This is a genomic window from Haloferax profundi (assembly GCF_001469865.1).
In the GTDB taxonomy this organism is placed as follows: Archaea; Halobacteriota; Halobacteria; order Halobacteriales; family Haloferacaceae; genus Haloferax; species Haloferax profundi.
Map to the genome: position 1 here is coordinate 1 of NZ_LOPV01000397.1, position 266 is coordinate 266.

Consider the following 266-nt stretch of genomic DNA (forward strand, 5'->3'; position numbering starts at 1 on the left):
GGTCGCTCACGTCGGTCATCGGCCGTCCACCCCGTCAGTCGAGACGAGTTTCCCGAAGGCCGTCTGGAGGTCGGCGGTCCCGGCGGATTCGATTAATTCGCGTGGTGTTCCGTCGGCGACGAACGACCCACCGTCGAGGACGACGACGCGGTCAGCGGTCCGTTCGACCGGCCCGAGATTGTGCGACGAGAGGACGATGGCCGTCCCGGTGTCGGCCAGACGGGAGACGATATCGAAGAGTCGTTCGACCATGCCGGGGTCGAGGC

At 66.5% G+C, this 266-nt stretch carries 1 pseudogene; it reads right to left on the reverse strand.

Annotated features, from left to right (window positions below):
- Positions 1 to 15 precede the first annotated feature (15 nt).
- Positions 16 to 266, reverse strand: a pseudogene (locus AUR66_RS13800) (ABC transporter ATP-binding protein); the annotation flags it as partial.